Source organism: Pseudomonas sp. 273 (assembly GCF_029201425.1).
GTDB classification, from domain to species: Bacteria; Pseudomonadota; Gammaproteobacteria; order Pseudomonadales; family Pseudomonadaceae; genus Pseudomonas; species Pseudomonas delhiensis.
The window spans coordinates 6,454,417-6,471,758 of the sequence record NZ_CP116775.1 but is presented as its reverse complement, the minus strand read 5'-3'; the positions used below and the strand labels follow the sequence as shown (position 1 = coordinate 6,471,758).

Annotated in this window: 15 protein-coding genes; 6 read left to right on the top strand and 9 right to left on the bottom strand. The window is 69.2% G+C overall.

All coding sequences use genetic code 11. The features are described 5' to 3' along the window. Nucleotides 1–1,422 carry a cbb3-type cytochrome c oxidase subunit I gene (locus PKO50_RS29665; RefSeq protein WP_275628016.1) on the top strand — a complete coding sequence of 474 codons (1,422 nt, stop codon included), beginning with the start codon at nucleotides 1–3 and terminating at the stop codon, nucleotides 1,420–1,422. A 58-nt stretch (nucleotides 1,423–1,480) separates the two neighbouring features. Beyond that, nucleotides 1,481–3,328 carry a VWA domain-containing protein gene (locus PKO50_RS29660; protein WP_109933900.1) on the top strand — a complete coding sequence of 616 codons (1,848 nt, stop codon included), beginning with the start codon at nucleotides 1,481–1,483 and terminating at the stop codon, nucleotides 3,326–3,328. A 385-nt stretch (nucleotides 3,329–3,713) separates the two neighbouring features. Here the strand turns inward: PKO50_RS29660 and PKO50_RS29655 are convergent, their stop codons facing one another. From PKO50_RS29655 to nirK, 6 genes are all read right to left on the bottom strand, one after another. Continuing rightward, on the bottom strand, nucleotides 3,714–3,896 hold the full coding sequence (locus tag PKO50_RS29655; protein WP_275628015.1) for a protein DnrP: 183 nt from the start codon (nucleotides 3,894–3,896) through the stop codon (nucleotides 3,714–3,716). Nucleotides 3,897–3,898: 2 nt separating this feature from the next. Further along, entirely contained in the window at nucleotides 3,899–4,582 is a 684-nt protein-coding gene (locus PKO50_RS29650) for a Crp/Fnr family transcriptional regulator (RefSeq protein ID WP_109933898.1), read from the bottom strand. 101 nt (nucleotides 4,583–4,683) lie between these two features. Continuing rightward, nucleotides 4,684–5,355, bottom strand: coding sequence for an iron-sulfur cluster repair protein YtfE (ytfE, locus tag PKO50_RS29645; RefSeq protein ID WP_109933897.1), 672 nt, complete (start codon nucleotides 5,353–5,355; stop codon nucleotides 4,684–4,686). A gap of 76 nt (nucleotides 5,356–5,431) precedes the next feature. Beyond that, a complete protein-coding gene (locus PKO50_RS29640) occupies nucleotides 5,432–6,163 on the bottom strand; it encodes a Crp/Fnr family transcriptional regulator (protein WP_244160984.1) in 732 nt (243 codons plus the stop codon). A gap of 70 nt (nucleotides 6,164–6,233) precedes the next feature. Beyond that, the gene (locus PKO50_RS29635) at nucleotides 6,234–7,046 is read right to left on the bottom strand and encodes an SUMF1/EgtB/PvdO family nonheme iron enzyme (protein WP_275628014.1); all 813 of its coding nucleotides are present in this window, start codon (nucleotides 7,044–7,046) and stop codon (nucleotides 6,234–6,236) included. A 48-nt stretch (nucleotides 7,047–7,094) separates the two neighbouring features. After that, the gene (gene nirK / locus PKO50_RS29630) at nucleotides 7,095–8,243 is read right to left on the bottom strand and encodes a copper-containing nitrite reductase (RefSeq protein WP_275628013.1); all 1,149 of its coding nucleotides are present in this window, start codon (nucleotides 8,241–8,243) and stop codon (nucleotides 7,095–7,097) included. Nucleotides 8,244–8,480: 237 nt separating this feature from the next. Here nirK and PKO50_RS29625 point away from each other — a divergent pair, with 237 nt between their 5' ends. Both PKO50_RS29625 and PKO50_RS29620 read left to right on the top strand, forming a co-directional pair. Then, on the top strand, nucleotides 8,481–10,670 hold the full coding sequence (locus tag PKO50_RS29625; RefSeq protein WP_275628012.1) for an outer membrane assembly lipoprotein YfiO: 2,190 nt from the start codon (nucleotides 8,481–8,483) through the stop codon (nucleotides 10,668–10,670). A 7-nt stretch (nucleotides 10,671–10,677) separates the two neighbouring features. Continuing rightward, the gene (locus PKO50_RS29620; protein ID WP_275628011.1) at nucleotides 10,678–11,400 is read left to right on the top strand and encodes a DUF3142 domain-containing protein; all 723 of its coding nucleotides are present in this window, start codon (nucleotides 10,678–10,680) and stop codon (nucleotides 11,398–11,400) included. Between the two features lie 303 nt (nucleotides 11,401–11,703). Here the strand turns inward: PKO50_RS29620 and yegQ are convergent, their stop codons facing one another. Together yegQ and zwf are read right to left on the bottom strand one after the other, a co-directional pair. Beyond that, nucleotides 11,704–13,062 carry a tRNA 5-hydroxyuridine modification protein YegQ gene (gene yegQ / locus PKO50_RS29615; protein WP_275628010.1) on the bottom strand — a complete coding sequence of 453 codons (1,359 nt, stop codon included), beginning with the start codon at nucleotides 13,060–13,062 and terminating at the stop codon, nucleotides 11,704–11,706. 381 nt (nucleotides 13,063–13,443) lie between these two features. Then, nucleotides 13,444–14,913, bottom strand: a complete 1,470-nt coding sequence (gene zwf / locus PKO50_RS29610) for a glucose-6-phosphate dehydrogenase (RefSeq protein WP_275628009.1) — start codon at nucleotides 14,911–14,913, stop codon at nucleotides 13,444–13,446. Nucleotides 14,914–15,020: 107 nt separating this feature from the next. Here zwf and hexR point away from each other — a divergent pair, with 107 nt between their 5' ends. Further along, nucleotides 15,021–15,908, top strand: coding sequence for a transcriptional regulator HexR (gene hexR / locus PKO50_RS29605; RefSeq protein WP_089393839.1), 888 nt, complete (start codon nucleotides 15,021–15,023; stop codon nucleotides 15,906–15,908). A 112-nt stretch (nucleotides 15,909–16,020) separates the two neighbouring features. Continuing rightward, nucleotides 16,021–16,233 carry a transcriptional regulator gene (locus PKO50_RS29600; protein ID WP_275628008.1) on the top strand — a complete coding sequence of 71 codons (213 nt, stop codon included), beginning with the start codon at nucleotides 16,021–16,023 and terminating at the stop codon, nucleotides 16,231–16,233. On the opposite strand, the gene PKO50_RS29595 is transcribed toward PKO50_RS29600, so the two are convergent. After that, complete coding sequence (locus tag PKO50_RS29595; protein ID WP_275630544.1) at nucleotides 16,187–17,122, bottom strand: LysR family transcriptional regulator; 936 nt, start codon at nucleotides 17,120–17,122, stop codon at nucleotides 16,187–16,189. The genes PKO50_RS29600 and PKO50_RS29595 overlap by 47 nt on opposite strands. Nucleotides 17,123–17,342 lie beyond the last annotated feature (220 nt).

Sequence of the window (17,342 nt, the reverse complement as noted above, 5' to 3'; positions counted from 1 at the left end):
ATGAACCCGGGCAATCCCCATCTGAAATTCGCTTCGCAAGCGGTGGCCAAGCCGTACTTCGTGTTCGCCCTGATGCTGTTCGTCGGGCAGATCGTCTTCGGCCTGGTCATGGGCATGCAGTACGTGGTCGGCGACTTCCTGTTCCCGGCCATCCCCTTCAACGTCGCCCGCATGGTGCACACCAACCTGCTGATCGTCTGGCTGCTGTTCGGCTTCATGGGCGCGGCCTACTACCTGGTGCCGGAGGAGGCCGACCGCGAGCTGCACAGCCCGAAACTGGCGATCCTGCTGTTCTGGGTGTTCGCCGTCGCCGGCGTGCTGACCATCCTCGGCTACCTGCTGGTGCCCTACGCGGGCCTGGCGCGGCTGACCCACAACGAGCTGCTGCCGACCATGGGCCGGGAGTTCCTCGAACAGCCGACCATCACCAAGATGGGCATCGTCGTGGTCGCCCTGGGCTTCCTCTACAACATCGGCATGACGCTGCTCAAGGGCCGCAAGACCGTGGTCAGCGTGGTGATGATGACCGGCCTGGTGGGCCTGGCGGTGTTCTTCCTGTTCTCCTTCTACAACCCGGAGAACCTGGCCCGCGACAAGTACTACTGGTGGTGGGTGGTGCACCTGTGGGTGGAAGGCGTGTGGGAGCTGATCATGGGCTCGATGCTGGCCTTCGTGCTGATCAAGATCACCGGCGTCGACCGCGAGGTGGTGGAGAAGTGGCTCTACGTGATCATCGCCATGGCCCTGATCACCGGCATCATCGGCACCGGCCACCACTACTTCTGGATCGGCGCGCCGGGCGTCTGGCTGTGGCTCGGCTCGATCTTCTCGGCGCTGGAGCCGCTGCCGTTCTTCGCCATGGTGCTGTTCGCCTTCAACATGGTGCGCCGCCGTCGCCGCGAGCACCCGAACAAGGCCGCCGCGCTCTGGGCGCTGGGCACCACCGTCACCGCCTTCCTCGGCGCCGGCGTGTGGGGCTTCCTGCACACCCTGGCACCGGTGAACTACTACACCCACGGCACCCAGCTGACCGCCGCCCACGGCCACCTGGCCTTCTACGGCGCCTACGTGATGATCGTGATCACCCTGATCAGCTATGCCATGCCGCGTCTGCGCGGGATCGGCGAGGCGCCTGACGCCCGGGCGCAGAGCCTGGAGATCTGGGCCTTCTGGTTGATGACCGTGTCGATGCTGCTGATCACCCTGATGCTGACCGCCGCCGGCGTGGTGCAGGTGTGGCTGCAGCGGCTGCCGGCCGACGGCGCGGCCATGCCGTTCATGGCCACGGTGGAGCAGTTGAAGGTGTTCTTCTGGCTGCGCCTGTATGCCGGCGTCGGCTTCTTCGCCGGGCTGGTCTGCTACCTGCTGAGCTTCCGCCAGCGCGGCCGCCTGGCGGTTGGCGTCGCGCAGCAGGCCGGTTGAGTTCCCTCCCCCGGGGCCCGTCTGCCTGGCAGCGGGCCCTTTTTTTCGCGAGGTCGCGATGACCCTTCACCTGGAGCTGGAAGAAGGCTTCGGCCGCGCCTGGCACCGCTTCATCACCCGCCGCGCCAGCCCGACGTTCGAGGACGCGGCGGTGAGCCTGGACGAGGTCCGGCGCAGCCTGCTGCTGCTGTTCCGCGCCACCGGCGGCGAGGCCGGCGTCGGCGTGGAGGCGGCCAGCGCGCGCGAGCTGCTGGTGCGCCGCAGCCTGTTGCAACAGGTGGCCGGCACCTGCCAGCAGTTGCCGGTGGCCTGGTTCGACGCCGACTCCCTGCGCCTGCCGGCCAGCCTCGCGGTCTACCCCGAGGCGCACCTGAACCTTGAACTCTACCGCTGGCTGGCGCTGCTCGCGGCGCACAGCCAGCCGCTGCGGCACTGGGCCGGCGACAACCAGGCCTGGACCCTCGCCGTGCTGCAGCGCTACCCGCTGCTGCGCCCGCGCTACGAACGGCTGGTGGAAGCGCTGCTACCATTGCGCCCGGACCCGGCCCAGTTGCCGCCGGCCGAGGCGGCGCTGGAGCGTGCGCTGCGCCAGGCGTTGCGCGAGCCCGGCAGCGTCAGCGGCCTGCCGCGTAGCGAGCGCGCGCCCTGGCCGTTGCCGCTGTGGTTGTACCCGCCGCAGCAGCTGGCGGCGCCGCAGCGGACCGAACTGGTCGACGGCGGCGAGCAGGGCAGGGCGCAGGGCGAGGTGCGCAACGGCGCCGCCCGCAAGCGCGCCGAACGCGCCGGGCAGGACCCGGGGCGCGGCGGCCTGCTGCTGTTCCGTCTGGAGAACCTGTTCAGCTGGTCCGAGCACGTCGAGCTGGACCGCGCCGGCGACGACAGCGAGGACCTGGACGCCGCGCGGGTGGCCGAGGACCTCGACCACCTGAGCCTGTCCCGGCAACGCCAGCGCAAGGGCGGCGGCCTGCGCCTGGACCTCGACCTGCCGGCGGCCGAGTACGACGACCTGCCGCTGGGCGAGGGCATCCGCCTGCCGGAGTGGGACTACCGGCGCCAATGCCTGCTGCCCGACCACGTCTGCCTGCAGCCGATGCTGCCGCGCGATGCCGCGCCGGCGCCATTGCCGGACGCGCTCGCGCCCATCGCCCGGCGCCTGCGCCGGCAGTTCGAAGGCCTGCGCCAGCAGCCGCAGTGGCTGCGCCGCCAGCCCCAGGGCAGCGAGCCGGACCTGCAGGCCTGGCTGGACTTCAGCGTCGAGCGGCGCCTGGGCGCCTGCGCCGAGACCGGCCTGTTCCTCGAACGCCGGCAGACCCGCCGCGACCTGGCCTGCCTGCTGCTGGCCGACCTGTCGATGTCCACCGACGCGCACCTGGACGACCGCCACCGCGTCATCGACCTGATCGGCGACAGCCTGCTGCTGTTCGGCGAGGCGCTGCAGGCGGTGGGCGACCGCTTCGCGCTGTACGGCTTTTCCTCGCTGCGCCGGCACCACGTGCGCCTGACCCAGCTGAAGAGCTTCGAGGAACGCCATGGCGACGCCGTGCGCGGTCGCATCCGCGCCCTGCGGCCGGGCTACTACACGCGCATGGGCGCGGCCATCCGCCGGGCCACGCAACTGCTGCTCGAGCGCGGCGAACGCCAGCGCCTGCTGCTGATCCTCACCGACGGCAAGCCCAACGACCTGGATTGCTACGAGGGCCGCTACGGCGTCGAGGACACCCGCCAGGCGGTGCTGGAAGCGCGGCGCGCCGGGGTGCTGCCGTTCTGCCTGACCATCGACCGCGAGGCGGCGGACTACCTGCCGCACCTGTTCGGCCACCAGGGCTACCTGATGCTGCGCGACCCGGCCCAGCTGCCGCTGCGCCTGCCGCAGCTCTACCGCCAGCTGACGCGGCGCCGTGAGTGACGCGGTGGACAGCTCTTCGTAGGAGCGAGGGGGACGCCTAGTTCTTGCTCGCGAACCAACCCCCGCAGCGGGACCCGTTCGCGACTGGATTTACCGGCCACGCCGGAACGGCCAACGGCGGATAGCCGCGAACGGTTATGCGCCCTACGGTGAGAGTAGCCAGGAGTATCAGGATGGCTCCGGATTTCCCGACTGCTCAGCCCGTGGCACTGGAACGGCGGATAACGCTTGGGGCGTTATGCGCCCTACACCACCCCACATATGCCGTTCCCCTGTAGGAGCGCGCCCTGCGCGCGAAATCGCGGGCAGGGCCCGCTCCTACAAGGGGGGCATTCATCGAGCGTAGGGCGAATAACCGTTCGCGGTTATCCGCCGCAGGTGCCTGTCAGCGCGGCAACCAGAGCGCCATCGCCAGGCAGAACAGGGCGAGGGCCATGCAGAACAGCTTGAACCGGCGCAGGCGCCTCTGCCTAGCCAGGGCCTGTTCGACCGGCAGCGGCATGCCGCAGTGCGGGCAGTCGGCCTGGTCGTCGGCGCTGGGCTGCTGGCAGTACAGGCACTGGCGCATGCCTACTCGAACTGCTCCAGGCGCAGCGGGGCCAGGACCTGGACGGTGCGGCCCTGCAGGTCGATGATGCGTTCGTCGATCAGCCGGCGCAGCACGCGGGAGAAGGTTTCCGGCTGGATCGACAGGTGCCCGGCCACCAGTTGCTTGGCCATCGGCAGCTCGAAGCGCAGGTCGGCGTCGCCGTGGCGGTTGAGCAGCGTCAGCAGGTAGCGCACCACCCGGTGGGTGGAGTTCTTCAGCGACAGCGTCTCGATCTCGTTGATCCGCCTATGCAGGCGGATGCACAAGGTGCCGAGCAGGGCGAAGGGCAGCTGCGGGTTGCTGTGCAGCAGCTCCAGGTAGGTGCGGTTGGCGAAGCGGTAGACCTGCGTCGGCTCCAGCGCCTGGGCCGAGGCGACGTAGTCCGGGGTGTCCATGAACATCATGGCCTCGGCGAAGGTCTGCCGGCCGACCACCACTTCCAGGACCTTCTCCTGGCCCTCCGGGGTCAGGCGGAAGATCTTCACCGCGCCGGATATCACGAAGAAGAAGGCATGGGCCGGCTCGCCCTGGTGGAACAGCTTGTCGCCCTTGTCGAGGTTGAGCAGCTGGCAGGTGGCGAGCAACTGTTCCAGCTGCGCCTCTTCGAGGGCATCGAACAGGTGGTGGCCGCGCAGGATCTGCTGGTGGACGCGCTGGGACTGCATGGCGGAGCCTTCCTGAACCGTGGGTATCCGGTCAGTATGCTCGCCATGCCCGGCTTGGTGGGTGAGGCATGCTGTCACGTCGGGCTCCGGCCGATGGGCGGTCATTGCGGGCGGTTGGCGCCGATGAACAGCAGGTTGTTCTCCAGGTGGATGTGCTGCATCAGGTCGCGGCGCAGCTCCTCCAGCCCGGCGTAGAGCGCGCGCCAGCTGGTGCAGGCGTTGGCCGGGGCGGTCAGGTCGTCGGTCAGCTCGGCCAGCGCGGCCAGGCTCTGGGCGTGTTCGTCGTGCTCGTGGCGCATCACCCCGATCGGCCCCTGCACGTGCAGCAGCGGCACGCCCTGGCTCAGCCAGGGGAACAGGATGTTCTCTTCCTTGCACATGTGCGACTCGAGTTCTTCCTGCATCTGCTCCAGCAGCGCCACCAGGCCGTGGGGGCAGTGCGGGTGCGCGGCGTGGGTGCGTTCCACGCGCTGGGCCAGCGGCAGCAGCGCGGGGAACTGCTGGCGATGGCGCTGGTGGTAGCGTTCGAGGATGTGTTCGATCAGCTCGGTGTTGCTCGCCTGGCGCCAGTCGCGCTCTTCGCTGGCCGGGCGCAGGGCGCGCAGTTCGCTGGCGATGCGTTCGGCGTCCAGGCCCAGTTCGCTGGCGGCCTCGCGCAGGCTGCGCTGGCCGGCGCAGCAGAAGTCCAGCTTGTAGTCGCGCAGCAGGCTGGTGCTGCCGGGCAGGCTGCAGGCCAGGTCGCTGAGGGTGCGTTCGGTCAGGTTGTCGTGCATGGCGGCGGCCTCGGGAGTCGGTGTGGGGGCTGGCGCCAGTCTAGGAAGGGCGCGGCCCCGGGCTCCTTGATTGCGGTCAAGCGTCGCAGTGCGCGGGTTCCCGCTCGTCGTCGCCCTCGGCGATGTGCAGCAGCTGCTGCGGGTTGCGCACCAGCAGCTTCTGCCGGCCGCCGCGCACCAGGCCGCGCCCTTCCCAGGCGCTGAGGATGCGCGAGACGGTGTGCAGGGTGGTGCCGGTCATCTCGGCGATGTCCTGGCGGCTGACGGGAAAATCGATGCGCACGCCCTCGGATTCCGCGCGGCCGCTGTTGCGCACCAGGCGCAGTACGGCGTGGGCGACGCGGCGCTCGACCTCCTCGGTGGCCAGCTCGCAGAAGCGCACGTGGGCTTCCTGCAGGCGCACGCCAATGGCCTGCACGGTGTTCAGGGCGAAGCCGGGGTGGCGCGCCAGCAGCGGCTCCCACAGCGCGGTCGGCCAGGCCAGGGCCAGGCTTTCCTGGGTGGCGCTGGCGGTGGCGGGGTAGTCCTCGCGGCCCAGGGCGCGGACGAAGCCGAACAGGTCGCCGGGGTTGACCAGGCGCACCAGCACGCGCTGGCCGTCGCAGGTCACCTGGGTGGCCTTGAGGCGGCCGTGGACCAGCAGGTAGAAGGCCTCGGCCGGTTCGCCCTGCTCGAACACAGTGGCGCCGCAGTGCAGCGGCAGCACGCTGGCCGGGCGAAGGATGTCGTCCTGTTCCTCGCGGGTGCAGTTGGCGAACGGCGGCAGGTTCGCCAGCCAGGCGCGGTTGATCGGTGGCTTGTCGCTCACGGTCAGGATTCCCTGGGGCCCGCCGCAGCATACCTGCATCGCGCTGTGGCGAAACTTGAGTGGGATCAAGTCAAGGCAGCTCTCTGACCAGGCGGAACCCCAGGTTGTCCGGCGGCTGCCCGGCGCTGCAGCCGCCGCCGCGGGCGTCGCGGACGAATTCGTTGATGGCGGCGCGGTGGCGGCCCTCGGCGATGCGGATCGAGCAGGCCTCGACGCGGGTCTTTTCCGTGCCGCCGGCATCCAGGCTGACCCGCGTGTGGCAGCTCTGCGTCCATTCCCAGACGTTGCCCGCAAGGTCCGCCACCCCCAGTTCGTTGAGGCCGTGGCTGCCGCGCGGCTGCGCCCGGGCCGGGCCTTCGCGGGCCGCCGCGGCCTCGAAGCGGTAGCGCGCCAGCCAGCGGCGCGCCGGGTTGCGGCCGTCGTCGTCGATGCGCAGGGCGTCGTCGGCCCAGCGCGAGCCGGCGAAGAATGCCCATTCGGCGTCGCTGGGCAGGCGCCAGCGCTGGCCGGTGCGCTTTGACAGCCAGTCGGCATAGCGCTGCGCATCCAGCAGGCTGGCGCCGGTGAGCGGTAGGTCTTCGCCGGGGGCGGCGGCCTGGCCCTCCAGCGCCAGGCAGGCGCCGGCGTCCACGCAGCGGGCGTATTCGACCTGGCTGACCTGGTATTTCATCACCGCGAAGCGTGGCGCCAGGCGTTCGCTACGCAGCGGCGCATCCACCGGGCGGGCGTCGCGCCAGTAGTCGCCGGCGGGGCGGAAGCGGTATTCCCGTGGTGTCAGGCTGACGGTCTCCGGCGCCAGGCTCGGGTCGGTGCGCGGCAGCCATGCGCCCAGGGCAATGGCCACCAGCAGCAGCGGAAGGGCGATGGTCAGCGCCTTGCGCATGGGCGTTCCCTCGTGGCGGGGCCGGCCCTCGCGGGCCGGCCGGTGGCGTCACTTGATGGGGGAGGGCGGTTCGACCTGGCTCATCAGGTCGGAATCCCACTGCCCCTCGACCTGGAAGTGCGCGGTGGCGCCCAGGGCCACGCCTTCGATCAGGTTGTGGTTGAGGTAGGCGTACAGGCCCGGCTGGCGGAAGGTGTACAATGCAGCGCCAGCGGCGCCGCCGGGGATGAACCAGGTCTCCAGGCCTTCCTCCGGCGGGTTGCCGAACTTGCCGGTGGCCCAGACGTGGTCGCCGTGGCCGCCGATCAGGTGCGGGCGGGTGTCGCGGTTGGCCTGGGAATGGACGATCAGCACGGTCTCGCCGACCTTGGAGGTCAGGGCGTTCTTGCCGGTCAGTGCGCCGACCCGGCCGTTGAACACCACGTGGCTGGGGATCAGCCCCTTCATGGTCTGCAGGGTGTCGTTGAAGCTCTCGGTGGGGCTGGCGTAGCGCTTGAACTTGCCGTCCTTGTCGCGCGGGACGTAGAAGTCCTGCTCGCCGACGTAGAACACCTTGTCGTACTTCAGCGGCCGGCCTTCGCGGTCCTTCAGGCCGTCGCGCGGCAGCACCATGATCGCGCCGTTCATGCCGGAGACCACGTGCCAGGGGATCATCATCCCGCCGGGCGCGCAGTGGTAGACGAACACGCCGGGGCGGGTGGCCTTGAAGCGCAGCTTGACCTGCTCGCCGGGGTTGACCACGGTCAGCGAGCCGCCGCCCAGGGCGCCGGTGGCGGCGTGGAAGTCGATGTTGTGGGCCATGGTGTTGCTGGCCGGGTTGACCAGGGTGAGCTCGACGTAGTCGTCCTGGTGCACCACCATCAGCGGCCCGGGCACCGAGCCATTGAAGGTCATGGCGTGGATGTGGGTGTCGTCGTCATCGATGATCAGGTCCTTCTCCTCGATGACCATGCGGAACTCCACCACCCGCGGCTTGCTGCTGGTGCGCTGTTCGTGGGCATGGACGAACGGCGGGACGAGCAGCTCGACCTTGCTCCTGGCCAGCTTCGACAGGTCCGGCGCCGGCCCGGTCTGCAGCGGCGCCGACTCCTTGGCGAAGGCCAGACCGCTGCCGAGGACCGAACCGGCGACGCCGAGCGCGACGGCTCCGGCGAGCAGGCTGCGGCGCGAGAAGGGCATTTTTTCCAGGTCAGGCATGGGTACATCTCCTAATGGACGAGATTTCGTTGTCCACAGGGAACTCCCTTGGGCGAAAACCTTCTTTGCGCGGAAGCAAATAGCGGCGCAGCTGGACAATCTGCCGCAGCGCGCCATCAGGTTTTTCCTTCGACGCCTGTGTGAATGCGGCAAGTGCCGGTGCGCCGAGGTAAGATTCCTGCCCAATGAGCGAATCTCCCGCGCCAAGGCGCGGGCCCCAACGGACAAGGACCTTGCATGCGCCCGCGTGGACTCCCCCTCCTGGCCCTCACCTTCGGCGTGCTTGCCGCGCAGCAGGCCTACGCCAGCAGCGACGATTCCTGCTACCCGAGCTGGAACCTCAAGCGCGACACCCTGGACGTGTGCAACAGCCTGCCGTTCCTGAGCCCCGGCAATGACAGCCGGGTCAACCTGCAACTGCTGCTGGCCGACGCCGGGCGTGCCAGCCTGCCGGTCAAGGCGCTGTCCGATGACGAGCAGCAGCTGGGCTACGGCCTGGTGCCCTTCCCGCTGACGCGCCTGTTCGACGAGCCCCTGGCCCCGGAGGCCGCGACGGCTGCCGACGCCAAGCCGGCGGCGCCCCTGGCGGAGCTGGCGGTGCGCATCGGCCTGCCGGCGGACGCGGTGCCGGCCGAGGGCGAGCGCTTCGCCAGCGGCGAGGGAAGCCGCTGCCGCAGCAACAACCCGGCCACCGCCCAGGACTTCCTCGCCCAGCTGCTCGCCGCCGACCTGCCGCCGGCCGAGCGGCAGAGTCTGGCGCGGGCGCGCCTGGCCCTGCTGCAGGGCTGCCAGTGGGACGAGGCGCAGCTCGCCGGCCTGTTCCCCGGCGACGTGGACTCCCCCGGCGGGCGCGAGTTCGCCGGCTACCTGCAGGGCATCGCCGCCTTCTACAGCGGCCACTTCCCGGCCGCGCGCAAGAGCTTCCAGGCCCTGCGCGACAGCCGCCTGCCCTGGCTGCGCGAGACGGCGCGCTACATGCTCGGCCGCAGCCAGCTCAACCAGGCGCAGCAGAACGCCTTCGACGACATGGGCTACCCCGACCTGCGCAAGGTCGACCAGGCCGCGCTCAAGGTCGCCGAAAGCGACTTCAAGGCCTACCTGCAGGCTTATCCACAGGGCCGCTATGCCACTTCGGCCAAGGGCCTGATGCGCCGCGTGTACTGGCTGATGAACGACCCCGGGCGCCTGGCCGCGGAATACGCCTGGCTGTTCGCCCAGCCGGAGGCGGCCCAGGGCAACGCCGACCAGGCCCAGCTGATCGCCGAGGTGGACAACAAGCTGCTGGTCAGTGCGCACCCGGCGGAGGTCAAGAACCCGCGCCTGCTGGCGGTGCTCGACCTGATGCAGATGCGTCACCATGAGGCCGGCGAGGGCCGCGCCCTCGACCTGCCCGGGCTGCAGGCGCAGAAACCGTTGTTCGCCGAGCTGCCGGGGCTGCACGACTACCTGCTGGCGGCCTGGCAGCTGTACGTCGAGGAGCAGCCGGGCAAGGCGGCCGAACAACTGCCCAAGGCCCTGCCGCAGAAGCTCGACTACCTCGCCTTCAGCCAGCAGACCCTGCGCGGCTTCGCCCTGGAGGCCGGCAACGACTGGCTGGGCGCGGAGAAGCTGTGGCTGCAGTTGCTGCCGCTGGCCCACCAGCCGCTGCAGCGCGAGCAGCTGGAACTGGCGCTGGCCTTCAACTACGAGCGCAGCGACCGCCTGGTGAAGGTCTATGCCGAGAACTCGCCGGTGCGCACCCCGGCCATCCGCGAGCTGCTGCTGCGCCACATCGCCGGCCCCGAGCTGCTGCGCCAGCAGGTGAAGTCCGAGACGGCGCCGGCCGAGGAGCGCGACACCGCGCTCTTCACCCTGCTGTACAAGGACCTGCTGCACGGCCGCTACGCCAACTTCGTCAACGACCTCGCGCTGCTGCCGGCCGAGCCCTCGACCAAGCCGCTGAGCGCAAGCCTGGGCTTCGTCTACGGCGGCGGGCAGCCGCTGAGCCTGTTCCAGTGGCCGGGCGGCAAGGGCAGCTCCAGCTACGACTGCCCGGCGCTGCGCGACCTCGCCCTGGCCTTGCAGCAGGAGCCGCAGCCGCCGCAGGCGCTGAACTGCTTCGGCGAGTTCATCCTGCGCAACAACCTCGACAGCTTCCCGCTGGACAACCAGCCCGGCGTGCGCGAACTGGGCGGCAGCCCGTCGCTGTTCGAGGGCGAGCCCTACTCGCGCCTGGACGGCTACCTGAAGGTGATCGCCGACGCGCAGGCCGGCAGCGACGACAAGGCCTACGCGCTGTACCGCGCCATCAACTGCTACGCCCCCAGCGGCTACAACGGCTGCGGTAAGCAGGACATCGCCCCGGCGCAGCGCAAGCGCTGGTTCCGCACGTTGAAGACGCAGTACGCCGACACGCCCTGGTCGAAATCGCTGAAGTACTACTGGTAGCGCCGCCATGGGCCTGGCCGCGAAGAGCCTGGCGCTGGGCCTGCTGGCGCTATGGGGCGCCACGGCCAGCGCCGGGGTGGTCGACGCCGCCGACTACGACGCCTTCTGGCTGTGGGGCGGGGTCCAGGCCCAGCCGGTGCTGCGCCAGGCGCGCACCCTCTACGTGCTGCAGGGCCAGGTCAGCGCCCCGCGCGGCGCCCCCGAGCAACCGGCGCGCCTGCACGCCCAGGGCATCGCCATGCCGCGCCTGCGCTCGGGCCAGGTCTGGGTGGTCTACCGCGCCCACAGCCTGCGCTGGAGCGAGGACAGCTACGCGACCCTGCTGGCCCAGTTGCGCCGCTGGCAGCGCGCCGGCAACCCGCTGCTGGGCGTGCAGATCGACTTCGACGCACGCACCCGCTACCTCGACGAATACGTGGCCTTCCTGCGCGACTTCCGCCGGCGCCTGCCGCTGGAGTACCGCCTGAGCATCACCGGCCTGCTGGACTGGAGCAGCAACGCGGAGCCGGCGACCATCAACCAGCTGCGCGACGTGGTGGACGAGGTGGTGGTGCAGACCTACCAGGGGCGGCGGACCATCCCCGACTACGAACGCTACCTGCCCAGGGTGGCGCGCCTGCAGCTGCCGTTCCGCATCGGCCTGGCGCAGTACGGGCAGTGGCAGGCGCCGGGCTACCTGGAGCGCAGCCCGTGGTTCCGGGGGTATGTGGTGTTCTTGCAGAATCCGTGAGTTGCTGGGCGGGGGCGATTGTAGGAGCGAGCTTGCTCGCGAACGGTGTTTCCCGGTTGCAACGGAGCCCTGGATTGACCTCGTCCCCTCTCCCCAGCCCTCTCCCTGAAGGGAGAGGGGGCTAGTCCGTGCCGAGAGAGGGTGTGGTTTCACCTGAAACCTGCGGAGCTGCCGGCTGACTCAGGAATACCCAAGCACGCCGAACGGTCCCCTCTCCCTTCAGGGAGAGGGTTAGGGAGAGGGTGCTCTTCAGGTCAAGCGCCGAGATTACCGGCGAAGTCCCGTTCGCGAGCAAGCTCGCTCCTACGAAAAACCTCCGCAACCACAACTCCCCCCACACCCCGCCTTAGCCGGCCGCTCCAGCAGATCCCGCATCAGCAACCCATAATCCAGCCCCACCTCCTCCGGCACCGGCAGATACACGACGTGCCCATCACCCGGCGCGACCTCGATGACTTCACCACGAACGTTCTCCAGACGTTCCAGCCGCAGCGTACGGTTGCCGGCTGGAGTCATGAGTTCGACGCTGTCACCCACCGCGAAGCGGTTCTTCACCCTTACCTCGGCGAGGTCGCCACGCCGCCCGCCAGTGAACTCCCCGACGAACTGCTGGCGCTCCACCCGCGAGCTGCCGTACAGGTAATTCTGATACTCGTCATGCACATGGCGGCGCAGGAAGCCCTCGGTGTAGCCGCGGTGGGCCAGGGACTCCAGCTCGTCCATCAGGCCGCGGTCGAAGGGCCGGCCGGCCACGGCGTCGTCGATGGCCTGGCGGTAGGCCTGGGCGGTGCGCGCCACGTAGTAGTGGGACTTGGTGCGGCCCTCGATCTTCAGCGAGTGCACGCCCATCTCGGCCAGGCGCTGCACGTGCTGGATGGCGCGCAGGTCCTTGGAGTTCATGATGTAGGTGCCGTGCTCGTCCTCGTGGGCCTCCATCAATTCGCCGGGGCGGTTGCCTTCCTCCAGCAGGAAGACCGCGTCGGTGGGCGCGCCTTCGCCGAGGGTCGGCTCGCGCACCAGCTGGCCCAGTTCGTCCTCCCGGGCCGGGTGCGCCTGGTACTGCCAGCGGCAGGCGTTGGTGCAGGTGCCCTGGTTGGGATCGCGGCGGTTGATGTAGCCCGACAGCAGGCAGCGCCCGGAGTAGGCCATGCACAGGGCGCCGTGGACGAACACCTCCAGCTCCATGTCCGGGACCTTCTCGCGGATCTCGCCGATCTCCTCCAGCGACAGCTCGCGGGAGAGGATCACCCGGCTCAGCCCCTGGTCGCGCCAGAAGGCCACGCTGGCCCAGTTGACGGCGTTGGCCTGCACCGAGAGGTGGATGTTCGCCTGGGGGAAATGCTGGCGAACCAGCATGATCATGCCGGGATCGGACATGATCAGCGCATCCGGCCCCAGGGCCAGCACCGGCTCCAGGTCGGCCAGGAAGGTCTTCAGCTTGGCGTTGTGCGGGGCGATGTTCACCACCAGGTAGAAGCGCTTGCCCAGGGCATGGGCCTCGGCGATGCCGATGGCCAGGTTGGCCAGGTCGAATTCGTTGTTGCGCACCCGCAGGCTGTAGCGCGGTTGCCCGGCGTAGACGGCGTCGGCGCCGTAGGCGAAGGCGTGGCGCATGGCTTTCAGGGAGCCGGCGGGGCAGAGCAGTTCGGGGGCTTGGAGCATGGTGGCGGGACGCTTGTGGATAAAACGCCGCACTCTAGCCGGGCCGGGGGCTCGGTGCCCTGAGCGGGGTCAATGTTGCTGGTGGGCGTTTCGTAGGAGCGAGGGGGACGCCTAGTTCTTGCTCGCGAATGGGGTTTCCTGGCTGCAGCGGAGCTTTGGATTGACTCCGCTCCCTCTCCCCAGCCCTCTCCCTGAAGGGAGAGGGGGCCGTATGGCGTGAAGCGTAATGTCGAAACTCATTGCAACGCCGAGGCTGCCGGCGAGCGCCGGTATGACGCTTGGCACGGACGGTCCCCTCTCCCTTCAGGGAGAGGGTTAGGGAGAGGGCGCTCTTCAGGTCAAGCGCCGAAATTGCCGGCGAACCCCCATTCGCAAGCAACCTCACTCCAACCAGCGCCGCCCCTGCAGCTCCAGCAGCATCTGCGCCTGCTCCGGGCCGTTGCTGCCGGCGGGGTAGGGGCGCGGGCGCTGGTAGTGCTCCTGCCAGCCGGCGATGATCGGGTCGATCCAGCGCCAGGCCGCCTCCACCTCGTCGCGGCGCATGAACAGCGTCGAGTCGCCCTGGATCACGTCCAGCAGCAGGCGCTCGTAGGCGTCCCAGCGGCGCTTGCCGGGGCTGGAGGCCTGGGCCAGGTTGAGGTCCAGCTCGGCCGGCTCCAGGCGCATGCCCTTGCCGGGGGTTTTGGTCATCAGCTGCAGGCTGATGCGCTCCTCCGGCTGCAACCTTATCCACAGGCGGTTGGCCGGGCCGCTGCCGTCGCCGATCAGGGCGTGGGGCACCGGCTTGAACTGGATGACGATCTCCGAGCACTTCTTCGCCATGCGCTTGCCGGTGCGCAGGTAGAAGGGCACGCCGGCCCAGCGCCAGTTGTCGATCTCGGCGCGCAGGGCGACGAAGGTCTCGGTGTCGCTGTCGTTGTCCACGTTCTTCTCGAACCAGTAGGCCGGCACCTCCTGGCCGCCGATCCGCCCGGCGCCGTACTGGCCGCGCACGGTGCGGTCCTGCACGTCGAGGCCGCCGATCGGGCGCAGGGCCTGGAGGATCTTCAGCTTCTCGTCGCGCACCGACTCGGCGTCGAAGTGCACCGGCACCTCCATGGCCACCAGGCACAGCAGCTGCAGCAGGTGGTTCTGCACCATGTCGCGCATGGCCCCGGCGTGGTCGTAGTAGGCGCCGCGGTTCTCCACGCCGAGGGTCTCGTTGACGCTGATCTGCACGTGGTCGACGTAGGCGCTGCGCCACAGCGGCTCGAACAGGGTGTTGGCGAAGCGCAGGGCCAGCAGGTTCTGCACCGTCTCCTTGCCCAGGTAGTGGTCGATGCGGAACACCCGCGACTCGTCGAACACCTGGCCGATGGCCTGGTTGATCGCCCGTGCCGACTCCAGGGAATGGCCCAGCGGCTTCTCCAGCACGATGCGCGTGTTGGGCCCGGCCAGGCCGGCGACCTTGAGGTTCTGCGCGATGGGCGCGAAGAGGTCCGGGGCGGTGGCCAGGTAGTGCACCAGCACGCGCTCGTGGCCGAACTTCAGGCGCTGGCGCAGCCGGCTGAAGTCGGCGCTCTGGGAGGCGTCCATGGCTAGGTAGTCCAGGCGCGTGGCGAAGCTCTGCCAGTCGGCGACGCTGAAGTCGGCCCGCGCCACCTGTGCCCGGCAATGCCGTTCGGCCAGCGCCAGGTAGGCCTCCTGCGTACGCTGGCTGCGGGCCAGGGCGAGGATGCGGGTGTCGGCCGGCAGGCGCTCCTCGCGGTGCAGGTGGTAGAGCGCCGGCAGCAGCTTGTGCAGGGCCAGGTCGCCGGTGCCGCCGAACACCAGGATGTCGCAGGAAAGGGGAAATGCGGAAGTTTCGGACATCATCGGATACTGCTCCACCACTTATTGCCTGGGCGTGACCGCCTGACTTGTAGTATAACTACAAGCAGACTACATCCCATCCGCCGATCATAGCCGAGTCCAGCCCAGTGAACCTGTTGCAGCACATTGCCCAGTCGCGTCATCTGCTTCGCAAGTCGGAACTGAAGGTCGCCGATCACGTGATGCAGGACCCCGCCTCGGTCATGCACAGCTCCATGGCCGACCTCGCCCACGGCGTGGGCGTCAGCGAGCCGACCATCGTGCGCTTCTGCCGCGCCATCGGCTGCAGCGGCTTCCAGGACCTCAAGCTGAAACTGGCGCAGAGCCTGGCCGCCGGCGCCAGCTTCGGCCAGTTCGCGATCAACGAGAACGACTCGGTCACCGACTTCAGCCTGAAGATCTTCGACACCACCCTGCATTCGCTGATGGAGGTGCGCGAGAACCTCGACACCCACGCCCTGGAACGCGCCATCGCCGCCATCGCCCACGCCCAGCGCGTGGAGTTCTACGGCTTCGGCGCGTCCGGCGCGGTGGCCGCGGACGCCCAGCACAAGTTCTTCCGCCTGCTGCTGTCGGCGGCGGCCTATTCCGACCCGCACATGCAGGCGATGTCGGCGGTGACCCTGAAGCCCAGCGACGTGGCCATCTGCATCTCGCAGTCCGGCCGCTCCAAGGACCTGCTGGTGACCGCCAACCTGGTCCGCGAGGCCGGCGCCACCCTGATCACCCTGTGCCCCAGCCAGACCCCGCTGGCCGACCTGGCCACGGTGAACCTGGCGGTGGACGTGCACGAGGACACCGACATCTACACCCCGCTGACCTCGCGCATCGCCCACCTGGTGGTGATCGACGTGCTGGCCATGGGCGTGGCCATGGCCCGCGGACCGGACCTGGTCAACCACCTCAAGAGCGTCAAGCGCAGCCTGCGCAGCCTGCGCCTGTCGCCCAAGGTGGTGAAGAGCCACGAGGAGCCGCGCCCGGAAGAGGCGTCCTGAGCCGGCGCCGACCGCCCGTCGGCGTCACCGCGGCTTCACCGCCGCGCCCTCAAACTGTCATCCGTCGTCAGCATGCTGGCGTCTCCAGCCCTTCGGCCTTGGGAGATGCGAGATGCCACGCCATATCGACGACACCCAGCACCTGGACAGCAGGACCCGCCGCAAGCTCGAGGATCAGCGCCGCATGCAGTTCCGCCGGGCCATCGAGGAGCGCCTCGAGGCGCAACGTCTCGACCGCGAGATGTCCGATTATCCCGACCTGATCGCCGCCAACTACCTCAATTCTGCACGGGCGTCGGTGAAAAGCGCTCAGCCAACTGGCTGATCAGCGCGCGCTCCTCGCGGATGAACGCGACGAATGCCTGGGCCACCGGGCTCAGGCGCTTGCCACGGGCGTGCACCAGGCACCAGCTGCGGTAGAGCGGCAGTTCCTCCACCGGCAGTTCGCGCAGCAGCCCGGCGCGCAGTTCGCGGCTCACCGCGTGGCGCGGCAGCAGGGCCAGGCCGAGGCCGGCCAGCACCCCTTCCCGCGAGCCCTCCAGCGAGGCGAATTCCAGCGTCTGCGGGAAGTGCGCGCGCTTCTGCTGGAAGTGTTCCTCGCAGGCCTTGCGAGTGCCCGAGCCAGGCTCGCGGATCAGCAGCGGCCAGGATTCCAGGTCCTTCAGCGACAGCTTGGCGGCGCTGCACAGCGGGTGCTCGGGCGGCGCCACCGCGACTATCGGGTTGTTCAGGAAGGGCAGGAACTCCAGGGCCATGTCCTGGGGCACCAGGGACATGATCACCAGGTCGTCGCGGTTGTCCGACAGGCGCTTGATCACCTGGGCGCGGTTGACCACCGTGAGGTGCAGGCTGACGTCCGGGTGCTGGGCCTGGAAGGCGGCGAACAGGTGCGGGGTGATGTACTTGGCGCTGGACTCCACCGCCAGGCGCAACTGGCCCTGCAGCGAGCCCTTGAGGTCGGACAGCTGCATGTCCAGCACCTCCAGGCGCTGGAAGATGTCCGTGCTGGCGCGCAGCAGGGCGTCGGCGGCGTCGGTCTGGTAGAGCTTCTTGCCGATGTACTCGAACAGCGGCTGGCCGACCAGTTCCTCCAGCTGGCGGATCTGCAGGCTGACCGCCGGCTGGGTCAGCGCCATTTCCTCCGCGGCGCGGCTGTAGGAACGGCTCTCGCACACCGCACGGAATACCTGCAGCTGGCGAAGTGTCATTCGCATCAAGGACTTACGCATTCGGACGGCTCCCGAACGGGGTGGTTGCGTTCGACTATAAGGCAAAAGTTATGGCTATCCCAATAAATATTGATTTTGGGTAATCCTCGATCCCGCGTAGGGTAAAAAAACGCCGGAACCCTGCTCCGGCACGTGCCGAGCCGACGCGGATCGAACGCCGCGGCGGATTGCCGATTGGTTCAAGTGCCGGGTCCATCAGCCCCGG